The sequence below is a fragment of the Pseudomonas sp. PA-4-8C genome, from assembly GCF_021606625.1.
GTDB classification, from domain to species: domain Bacteria; phylum Pseudomonadota; class Gammaproteobacteria; order Pseudomonadales; family Pseudomonadaceae; genus Aquipseudomonas; species Aquipseudomonas lactis.
Map to the genome: position 1 here is coordinate 1 of NZ_WKCD01000255.1, position 8,003 is coordinate 8,003.

Sequence of the window (8,003 nt, forward strand, 5' to 3'; positions counted from 1 at the left end):
GCCCAGGAGCAAGTTGCGCCTGTAACCGCCCCAGTCAAAGCCTGATAACCAACTCCGCCGCCTTACCCAAGGCGGCAACCTGAACTCATGCTGTCCCCCCGCAAAGTTTCATAATTCCCTGCGCCTTTGAGGTCTACGATTCCCTGCAAGAGAGGACCCCCGCGCCTCCAGCCCATAGGGAGTTGAAACCATGATCTCGAATCTCGTCAAAGTCGTGATGATCACCGGCACGTTGATGTTGAGTGCTTGTTCATCTTCACCAGCTGTGAATAGTGACCCTTGCTTTTCTGGTGGATGCCAGGCGTTTGGGGACCACAGCCCCGGCAAAGCCGCCAAGATGAATTTTGGCGGCAGTGGGCTGGGGAGTAGTTATGGGGAGTATGGTTCGGGGTTGTTGCATGATGATTGATGAGGGTGGTGAGGCAGTCAGTGGTGTGTTGACTGACCCATGGCAATCGGGAGCAAGCCCCCTCCCACAGTTTGATTTTCAGTGGTCAGGCGTTTGGCGACCATAGCCCCGGCAAAGCTGCCAAGATGAATTTTGGTGGCAGCGGGCGGGGAGTATGGTTCGGGGTTGTTGCATGATGATTGATGGGTGGTGGGTCAGTCATTGAGGTGGTGACTGAGCTATTGCTATCGGGGGCAAGCCCCCTCCCACATTAGATCTAGGATCGGCGCAAAACTTGTGGCGTTAGTGGCCGCCTTTCATACGCCGGGCGATCAGGTAGAGGCCCAGGCCCACCAGGGCTGTTGCGGCGCCGATGTAGCCGGTGCTGGTCCAGCCGAGGCCGGCAGTGATGGCCATCCCACCAAACCACGGCCCCAGCGCATTCGCCAGGTTGAACGCCGCATGGTTGGACGCTGCCGCCAGGCTTGGGGCTTCGTGGGCAATGTCCATCAGGCGAATCTGCAGCGGTGCCGCCAACGCGACCATGGTGCCCACCAACCCCATGCTTAGCAGCACGCCCCACAGCGAAGACGCGGCGAAGGGGAAGAACAGCAGCACGGCCATCGACCATACCAAAATCAAACCCACCGCCCGAAACTGCATGCGATCAAACAGTTTGCCACCGGCAATGTTGCCGATGATGCCGCCGACGCCAAATGCGGCGAGGCCAAACGGAATCCACTGCGGCGAGACCTTGGTCACTTCGAGCATGGTTGGCGCCAGGTAGCTGAATACGCAGAACATGCCGGCAAAGCCAATTGCGCCGATGGACAGGGCCATCCATACCTGGGGTTTGGTGAAGGCGCGCAGTTCTTTGCGTGGGTCGCTGCGTTGTTCGTCGTGGCGGTGGGGCACGAATTGCCAGACCAGGGCGATGGTGAGCAGGGCGATCACGCTGACCAGGGCGAACGCCGAGCGCCAGCCCAGGTGTTGGCCGAGGAAGGTGGCGATGGGGTTGCCGAGCAGCATGGCCAGGGTCAGGCCCATCATCACGCGGGCCACGGCGCCGGCGCGTTTGTCGGTGGGCACCATGCTGGAGGCAACCACGGCGGCGATGCCGAAGTAGGCGCCGTGGGGCAGGCCGCTGATAAAGCGGAAGGCCACCAGCGAGCCGAAGGTCGGGGTGAAGGCGGTGGCGAAGTTGCCCAGGGCGTACAGGCCCATCAGCAACAGCAGCATGTGTTTGCGCAGCAGCTTGGCGCCGAGGATGGCCAGCAGTGGGGCGCCGACCATCACGCCCAGGGCGTAGGCGCTGATGGCGTGGCCCACCTGGGGTTCGCTCAGGCCCAGGTTCTGGGCGATGTCGGGCATCAGGCCCATGATGGCGAATTCGCCGGTGCCGATCGCGAAGGCGCCCACGGCCATGGCCGCTTCCATTTTGGCGGCGCTGCGCGCGGGCAGTACGTGCCCGGGTGTTTGCTGGATAGTCATGGGTAACTCTGTGTGGAGGGTGTGCACGAAGGACGTCGCCGATGCTACGCAAGCCGCGATGAAGGTGTCTAGAACCGCCATTTTCGGCAGAGTTCCACGCCTGTGACCGCAGGTCGCGGCTGCCAGGCTTGACAGGGGCGCATTAAAACCCGCGATTTAGGCCTGTCAATTGGCCAAACGGCGCATAAACGCTGTTTAGCGTGATATTCTGCGCGCCGTCTTGGTCTAGTCTTTCCCTGGTGCGTACACCCGTATACGTCCCAGCGGTTGGCTGTCGCCCAGGTAGCTGAAGCCAATAACGATAAGAAGTCAGCGCAGAAGGGACATAACAGTGAGGTCGATCCATCGGCCTTGTGTGCCCACCCTGCAGCCTTCATGTGAATGTGCAGACCCCGCGGTGCGTTGCCTGACGTAGCGTGAACGAGGGTTACTCATGATCGGGGGCGGTAGGGCGGATGGCGTTTTATCATAGGTGCTACTGATGTTTAAAAAAGTAAACACTGCCCTGCTGGGGCTGGCTTTGTCGATGGGGATCACGTCCGTTCACGCGGAAGAGGCAAAGAAAGTCGATGTGCTGCTGATCGGCGGCGGCATCATGAGTGCAACCCTGGGTGTCTGGCTCAATGAGCTGGAACCGGACTGGTCCATGGAAATGGTCGAGCGCCTCGATGGCGTGGCCGAAGAAAGCTCCAATGGCTGGAACAACGCCGGTACCGGTCACTCGGCCCTGGCTGAGCTGAACTACACCCCGGAAGACAAGAACGGCAACGTTGAGATCCCGAAAGCGGTCGAGATCAACGAAGCGTTCCAGATCTCCCGTCAGTTCTGGTCCTGGCAGGTTCAGCAGGGCGTGTTGAAGAACCCACGTTCGTTCATCAACTCCACTCCGCACATGAGCTTTGTGTGGGGCGATGACAACATCAAGTTCCTGAAAAAACGCTACGAAGCCCTGAAGGCCAGCCCGCTGTTCGCTGGCATGCAGTACTCCGAAGACCCGGCGCAGATCGCCAAGTGGGTTCCGCTGATGATGGAAGGGCGTGACCCCAACCAGAAAATCGCGGCCACCTGGAGCCCGATCGGCACCGACGTGAACTTCGGCGAGATCACCCGCCAGTTCGTCGCTCACCTGCAAACCACGCCGAAGTTTGACTTGAAGCTGTCGAGCGAAGTGCAGGACATCACCAAGAACGCCGACGGTTCGTGGCGTGTGAGCTACAAAAACCTCAAAGACGGCACCAAGACTGAAACCGACGCCAAGTTCGTGTTCATCGGCGCCGGCGGCGGTGCCTTGCACTTGCTGCAGAAGTCGGGCATTCCTGAAGGCAAGGAATACGCAGGCTTCCCAGTCGGTGGTTCGTTCCTGGTGACCGAGAACCCGACCATCGCTGAGCAGCACCTGGCCAAGGCCTACGGTAAGGCTTCGGTAGGTTCGCCTCCGATGTCGGTTCCGCACCTGGACACCCGTGTGCTGGATGGCAAGCGCGTGATTCTGTTTGGCCCATTCGCGACCTTCTCGACCAAGTTCCTGAAGGAAGGCTCGTACCTGGACCTGCTGACCAGCACCACCACCCACAACATCTGGCCAATGACCAAAGTTGGTATTCGTGAATACCCACTGGTCGAGTACCTCGCCGGCCAACTGATGCTGTCCGATGACGACCGCTTCAAGGCACTGCAAGAGTACTTCCCGAACGCCAAGCAGTCCGACTGGCGCCTGTGGCAAGCCGGCCAGCGTGTGCAGATCATCAAGCGTGACGAAGAGCAAGGCGGCGTGCTGAAGCTGGGTACCGAAGTGGTCAGCTCTGCCGACAACACCATCGCAGGCCTGTTGGGTGCATCGCCAGGCGCGTCCACCGCGGCTCCGATCATGCTGACCGTGTTGCAAAAGGTGTTCAAGGACAAAGTAGCCAGCCCGGCCTGGCAGGAAAAACTGCACCAGATCGTGCCAAGCTACGGCACCAAGCTGAACGACAGCCCTGAAGCGGTTGCCAAGGAATGGGCCTACACCGCCGGTATCCTGCAACTGACCCCGCCACCTGCGATTCCGCAGCTGGCTGCTCCACAGGCCACCGAGGCTGCCAAGCCTGCGGCTGAGCCAAGCAAGCCGGTTTCTGACCTGGCGCTGTAAGCAACATCTACGAAAAAGCCCGCTGAACCGGTGACGGTCAGCGGGCTTTTTTGTGGGCATTCAGAGGGTGAATCCCTTCTTGAGTTGCTCATGCAGATGAAGCGCCAGATGGTTTGCGCTATCGGACAACAAGTAGATGTGATGGCGCGGCAATTCAGGCAGTTGAACGCCGGGGATATTTTGGGTCAACCCAGCGGTTATTCGGCTTTCTTCAATCAGGCCAACGGCCAATCCGCAGATCACGGCGGCTTCTACCGCAGTAGAACTGGCACTTTCCAGCAGGACTCGATAGTAGGCGCCATGCTCTTTCAACGCCCGTATCGCCGAGGCTCGATAGGGGCAGCCGGTTAATTGCACTGCGATAGGTAGCGGCGCCTGTTCTGGTGTTTTGAATTGGTCGGAAACAACCCATACAGGCTGTATCGAACCCAACTGTTCTCCCTGCTCCAAGGGCTGAGCACTGACGATCAATGCCAAATCAATCTGTTCCCGGCTGAACATGGTGAACAGTTCGCCACTGGATCTGGCTTCTATTTCCAACTCAAGCAAGGGATTGTCAGCGATAAGCTGCGGCAGGAAATCGCGCATGAAAGCCGGCGCATAAGAATCGGGAAGCCCCAGGCGAATCCTTCCTTGCATGCGCTGGGGGGTTAAGGAGGCCAGTAAGCGGTCGTGGCTCTTGAGAAAGTCAGTGGTTTCGCTGAGTAGTTTCTTGCCATACATCGTCAGCTCAACACCTTGGTTACTCCGGCTGAACAGGCGTTGGCCGACTAAGTCTTCCAGCTTTTGAATCTGCGTCGTAACGGTCGAAGCGCTCCGATGCACATGGCTCGCTGCTTCATTGAAGCGACGGAAGCGGGCGACCGCATGGAAGGTTCGCAGCAGATCGATATTGAGTTGCTTGCTCATGATTCCTCTTTTGAGGATTAGTGGTGCGGGTTATTCAAATATACAAAATCATGCATGCTGATTAGGCTTTGGGTCAAACAGGTTCGTATGTGCTTTCGCGCCTGACAATAAGAAAAAGGAGCCCATATATGGATATCAATGAGTTGGTAGCGTCATCGCTGAAAAACTACCACGGATATGACGCCCAGATCTGGACGATTGAAAATGCCGAAAAGTACGCATCGACATCTACCGATCTCAAGGATCGAGATCGACAGGTCAGTGAAGAAATCCTTGGTTTGATGACCTCGTTGAATTTGGAGGGTGTGAACCGAGTTGACCTCTGTGCGGCACCCTGCGGCAATGGAGCATTAAGTGAGATTTTACGCGCCGTGGCGGATGATTTGGTCGGTCTGGTAGGTCAAGACCGTTTGCATTACGTCGAATTGGGGCCAGAGCCGATCAAGACGTCCGTGCTGCTTCAGCATCTGCTTGAGAACGGGGTGGAAGCTGCACATTACACGGCGGTTGATATCAACCGGGCCTCACATGACGTAATGCGTCGAGCGGTGGAACCACTGCTGGCAGCGCCTGAGAACTTTCGTTACTTGGCCACCGATTTCCGCGCGTTGTGCCGGGACGATATTGAATGTGGGCAAGACGTGACATTAGTCACGATGCTGGGGTTTCAGGAGGGAAATGAACTGCCCGAAACGATCGGCCAAATCATTCGCAGAATAGGTGGGACACGGACCTATGTCTTGTCAGAAATGCAGCTGTCCATCCCGGATGATGATGCGCATATTCATCGCTTTTATCGGCATCACTGCATGACTCGCTTTTCTGAGCTGGTGGGTTTGAAGCTCGGTTTTGACAAGGTCGGCAGCAATCATGAAGTCGTCGTTTCAGACATTGAAGTCGATGATGACTGGTATCGCGTAGCGGCAACCTTGCTTCCTGTTCTCAGCGGTAAAGATGAAGGTTATTTGTTGACCAATGTGTGCTTGAAGTACACCCGCGAGCAATTTAGCCGCGTGCGTCAGGATTACGGTGGATGTCGCGTCATTGGTGAGTATTGCAGCGGTGACGGCAGCGTTCTCTACCAGTTATCGGAGTACCGAATGGATCACGGTATAGCCAATTGAGAGAGGAAGTCACGATGAAACAGCAAAGTGAGCTACCCGTATTCGCGCAAGGGGCTGCACGCCTGAAGTCAGCCCTGCAAGCATCACTGGTTCCCGCATCCCGATGTAAGCATCCCGGGGCCCTGCTCGACACGTTGCAACACTGGAGTGACAGTTATTTGCGCAGTGATGGCCCATGCCTCACAGGTCATCGCAGCTTAGCGAACCTGGGGTACATGAGGTCGCCACTAGTAATTGCCCAGCCCGAGCAGCTGACGGCAGTGGCTCAGGTCTCGGGGCTGTTCAATGAGCAGGGCATCGCCGAGTTGAGGCGAGCGTGTTATCAGCTGGAGGCGGGGTCCAGCACCAGCGACTGGATTATCTCTAACCGTACCCGTGCGGCAACGCGGTCATCGACACTTATCCGGGAGATGATGGACAGTCGGGCGTTCCTGCTGGCGGTGTCAAAAATTGCAGGTGTGCCGCTGGTTCCGCACCCTTTCTTGCGCGCCCGTTCCCAGGTCAATTACTTCTACCCGCCCCAGGCTCAGCACGATAGGGCACAGATCGGTATGTGGCATACCGATGGAACCAGCTTTGTGCTGAACATAGTGCTGTCTGAGCCCAGCGAGTACGAAGGTGGAGAGTTCGTTTATTTTGAGGGCCCTGTGGAGCGCTTTGATGTCGCAAGCCTCAATGACAACGTGCGAAGCTGTGGTGTGAAAGCCAGTGGCGATGCGGTGTATATCTACGGCAGTCGAGTGTTTCATGGCGTGCGCCCACTCACTCAAGGCCGGCGCATGTCGTTGGTGTTGTCGTTTCACTGTCCTTACAGTCAGGCGGATGTAAATAAGTTCTGGCACTTGGCATCTGACGATGGCGTGCTGCGTACCATCAGGCCTTGGTTCCAGCTCAAGTGTGACCTGATACGACCCGCCAGCGAGCAATATCGGCGTTTGGGGATTGACCCCATCACGTTTGGCGAACTCGTGCCGTTGCAATTGCAGGGGGCACGATGACGGCTCGTATTGGCTACACGCGGTTGTTACTGCTGCAGGTCGTCTTTGTCCTGTCTTGGAGTTCCGGCTTTATAGGTGCCAAGTTAGGCGCGCAGAGTGCTGGAGCCTTCAACCTTTTGTTCTGGCGTTTTTTGTTGGTTTCGTTATGCCTGGCGCTGTTTTTGAACAGACGGTTGCTGAGGGTTTCCTGGCAGCAGATCCGTCATCACGCGGTTGTCGGGTTCCTGTCGCAGTTCCTGTATTTGAGTTGCCTCTACGTGGCGATCCAGAACGGTCTACCGCCCGGGATCGCGGCGATCATTGCGGCGTTGCAGCCGTTGATGACCGCGGCATTGTCGACGGGCATGGCGTCCGAGCGCAGTGGCGGCTGGCAGTGGTTGGGGTTGATGATCGGCTTTGTCGGTGTGTCGATTGTGATTGCCGGGCAGTATGGCGGTGGCGGGCAGGGTGTCGGGCTGGTCATGTATCTCTTGCCTCTGGTGTCGGCACTTGGGCTGACACTGGCGACTTTGTACGAGCGTCGCTCGGTGCAGGCCCAGGACAGCGGGTTGGTATTGCCGCTGTTTATCCAGTCGCTGTTGACCTTGATAGGTTTTACCGCGGCCGTGATCTACACCGACACCCTGAGTATTCCCCATGACACCAACGTACTGATCTCGATTGTGTGGCTGACGGTGTTCTCCACCTTCCTCGCCTATTTGAGCCTGTGGATGCTGCTGCGGGTGATGACTGCCACCCATGTGGCGGCGCTGGTGTACCTGGAGCCGCCGGTGACTCTGGTGTGGGCCGCGTTGATGTTTGGTGATGTGATCCACGCATCGACCTACGCGGGCATTGCTGTAGTCGTGGCGGGGGGGTGGGTTTGTCTTTTATTCACAATGTTGGCTGCGGCGGGGAGGGGAGGGGTTGGGTGTTTATGGGGTCTGTGGGGTGTGGGGAAGAAAAAAAATGGAGGGGCAGGAGGA

7 protein-coding genes are annotated in these 8,003 nt (G+C 57.6%); 5 read left to right on the forward strand and 2 right to left on the reverse strand.

Translation table 11 applies throughout. The features are described from left to right. Positions 1 to 190 precede the first annotated feature (190 nt). On the forward strand, positions 191 to 409 hold the full coding sequence (locus GIW04_RS24780) for a hypothetical protein (RefSeq protein WP_080889019.1): 219 nt from the start codon (positions 191 to 193) through the stop codon (positions 407 to 409). A 282-nt stretch (positions 410 to 691) separates the two neighbouring features. Here the strand turns inward: GIW04_RS24780 and GIW04_RS24785 are convergent, their stop codons facing one another. After that, positions 692 to 1,879 (reverse strand): MFS transporter, encoded by a 1,188-nt coding sequence (locus GIW04_RS24785; protein ID WP_014717589.1) that lies wholly within the window; start codon positions 1,877 to 1,879, stop codon positions 692 to 694. 481 nt (positions 1,880 to 2,360) lie between these two features. Here GIW04_RS24785 and mqo point away from each other — a divergent pair, with 481 nt between their 5' ends. Continuing rightward, positions 2,361 to 4,007, forward strand: coding sequence for a malate dehydrogenase (quinone) (gene mqo, locus GIW04_RS24790; protein WP_034135222.1), 1,647 nt, complete (start codon positions 2,361 to 2,363; stop codon positions 4,005 to 4,007). A gap of 60 nt (positions 4,008 to 4,067) precedes the next feature. Here mqo and GIW04_RS24795 read toward each other — a convergent pair whose 3' ends face one another. Next, positions 4,068 to 4,916: a LysR family transcriptional regulator gene (locus GIW04_RS24795; protein WP_003189715.1), complete on the reverse strand. Its 849-nt coding sequence runs from the start codon at positions 4,914 to 4,916 to the stop codon at positions 4,068 to 4,070. A gap of 128 nt (positions 4,917 to 5,044) precedes the next feature. Between GIW04_RS24795 and GIW04_RS24800 the strand changes: the two genes are divergently transcribed. The 3 genes from GIW04_RS24800 to GIW04_RS24810 all read left to right on the forward strand — a co-directional run. Beyond that, positions 5,045 to 6,040 carry a hypothetical protein gene (locus tag GIW04_RS24800; protein ID WP_120247680.1) on the forward strand — a complete coding sequence of 332 codons (996 nt, stop codon included), beginning with the start codon at positions 5,045 to 5,047 and terminating at the stop codon, positions 6,038 to 6,040. 14 nt (positions 6,041 to 6,054) lie between these two features. Beyond that, positions 6,055 to 7,038 carry a 2OG-Fe(II) oxygenase family protein gene (locus tag GIW04_RS24805; RefSeq protein ID WP_003189719.1) on the forward strand — a complete coding sequence of 328 codons (984 nt, stop codon included), beginning with the start codon at positions 6,055 to 6,057 and terminating at the stop codon, positions 7,036 to 7,038. After that, positions 7,035 to 8,003, forward strand: a 969-nt coding sequence (locus tag GIW04_RS24810) for a DMT family transporter (protein ID WP_236479289.1), incomplete at its 3' end; no start/stop codon positions are given. The genes GIW04_RS24805 and GIW04_RS24810, both read left to right, overlap by 4 nt.

Bases quoted from the DNA above. Each gene is read 5' to 3' on its own strand.
- GIW04_RS24780 (WP_080889019.1), top strand. From the start codon at position 191: ATGATCTCGAATCTCGTCAAAGTCGTGATGATCACCGGCACGTTGATG.
- GIW04_RS24785 (WP_014717589.1), bottom strand. From the start codon at position 1,879: ATGACTATCCAGCAAACACCCGGGCACGTACTGCCCGCGCGCAGCGCC.
- mqo (WP_034135222.1), top strand. From the start codon at position 2,361: ATGTTTAAAAAAGTAAACACTGCCCTGCTGGGGCTGGCTTTGTCGATG.
- GIW04_RS24795 (WP_003189715.1), bottom strand. From the start codon at position 4,916: ATGAGCAAGCAACTCAATATCGATCTGCTGCGAACCTTCCATGCGGTC.
- GIW04_RS24800 (WP_120247680.1), top strand. From the start codon at position 5,045: ATGGATATCAATGAGTTGGTAGCGTCATCGCTGAAAAACTACCACGGA.
- GIW04_RS24805 (WP_003189719.1), top strand. From the start codon at position 6,055: ATGAAACAGCAAAGTGAGCTACCCGTATTCGCGCAAGGGGCTGCACGC.